The sequence below is a fragment of the Oleiphilus sp. HI0128 genome (assembly GCF_001635365.1).
In genome coordinates this window covers 1-1,562 of record NZ_LWGG01001532.1, presented here as the reverse complement: position 1 = coordinate 1,562, position 1,562 = coordinate 1, and the positions used below count along the sequence as shown (strand labels likewise).

2 protein-coding genes are annotated in these 1,562 nt (G+C 44.0%); both read left to right on the top strand.

Annotation, left to right across the window (positions count from 1 at the left end; genetic code table 11):
• Nucleotides 1-737: EAL and HDOD domain-containing protein (locus tag A3763_RS25275; protein WP_156495327.1), on the top strand; the 737-nt coding region annotated here is incomplete at its 5' end.
• 42 nt (nucleotides 738-779) lie between these two features.
• The coding region (locus A3763_RS25270; RefSeq protein ID WP_156495326.1) for an acetate/propionate family kinase at nucleotides 780-1,562 on the top strand (783 nt) is incomplete at its 3' end.

The window sequence follows — 1,562 nt, the reverse complement described above, 5'->3', positions numbered from 1 at the left end:
CTCTTCTGGCGGAAAAGATCGAAACACCTGAGCAATTTAAGCGCTGCCACGAACTTGGCTGCGACCTCTTCCAAGGCTATTTTTTATCCAAGCCCGAGATAATTAAAGGTAAGAAAATCGCTGCAGGAAAAATGACAATAATTAACCTAATTTCTGAAATTCAAGCACCCGAGATTGATATGGATGGCTTAACCTCCATCATTTCCCGAGACCCGGCACTAAGCTTCAAGCTACTCAAGCTTATTAACTCCGCCGCCTTTAAACGAAGCAACACCATAGACTCTATTCACAAGGCTGTCACCTTACTGGGCATAGATAAAATTAAGAGCTGGGCCAGCTTGCTGGCATTAAGCAAGTTGGACGACAAGCCCGAAGCGCTGCACTATATGGCGCTGGTACGTGCACTAATGTGTGAAAGGCTATCGGAATATATTGAACCAAGCCTAAAAGACCAGTTTTACACCGTCGGCCTGCTTTCTTGCCTTGATGCATTTTTTGATCAATCACTAAGCGATATCGTCTCTCATATTTCATTAGCACCGGGAATAAATGATGCGCTCACTCTATTAAAAGGTAATGCCGGACTTGCCCTATCCACCACAATTGCCTTTGAACAGTCTGAATGGCAAAAGTTAGACTGGACAGCATTAGCCAAATTCGAGTTAAATGCTAAACAAATCAATGAGATCTATTTCGAATCATCTCGAAGGGCCTTGGAAATTTCTGCAGAGAATTAGTACTCAGGCCACCCCAATAAACTTAGGAAACGTTTATTTAGCATGGCTAACTCCCTTATTCTTGTTATCAATTGTGGCAGTTCATCTTTAAAGTTTGCACTCTACTCAACCCACCCTGAAACAAGCCTTCTCGCAGAAGGCTTGGCAGAGTCGCTTAATCAGACAGAAGGCAAACTTACTGTTAAGCACTCAGGTGAGAAAGAAACCCTCTTATTAAACCTATCTTCGGAACTTGGCAACAGCCATGCGCTTGCCCTACAAGCAGCAATAGAGAAACTTGCTCGGCACTTTCCAATCAAAGAAGAACTCAAGGCCATCGGACATAGAGTTGTTCACGGCGGTAATATCTTTAGCGAATCTGTTGTGATTAGCGAACAAGTACTTGAGCAGATCAAAGCCTGCATCCCCCTTGCTCCATTGCATAATCCAGCCAATATAGTGGGTATCGAGAGCTTACAAGTGCTGCACCCTAATCTCCCACAAGTTGCAGTATTTGATACGGCATTCCATCAAACAATGCCAGCCAAAGCTTATACTTACGCACTACCCTACAAGCTTTATTCTGAACATAATGTTCGCCGCTATGGTTTTCACGGTACCAGTCACCGCTATATTGCTAAGCGTGCATCTGAAACGATAAATAAGTCATTGCCAGAGCTAAACATTATTACCGCTCACCTGGGTAACGGCGCAAGTGTTGCGGCAATAAAAAACGGTAAAAGCGCTGATACAAGTATGGGCATGACCCCACTTGAAGGGCTTGTAATGGGCACCCGATCTGGCGACATCGACCCAGGTATTTTTGACTTTCTAATCAGTCAGAAT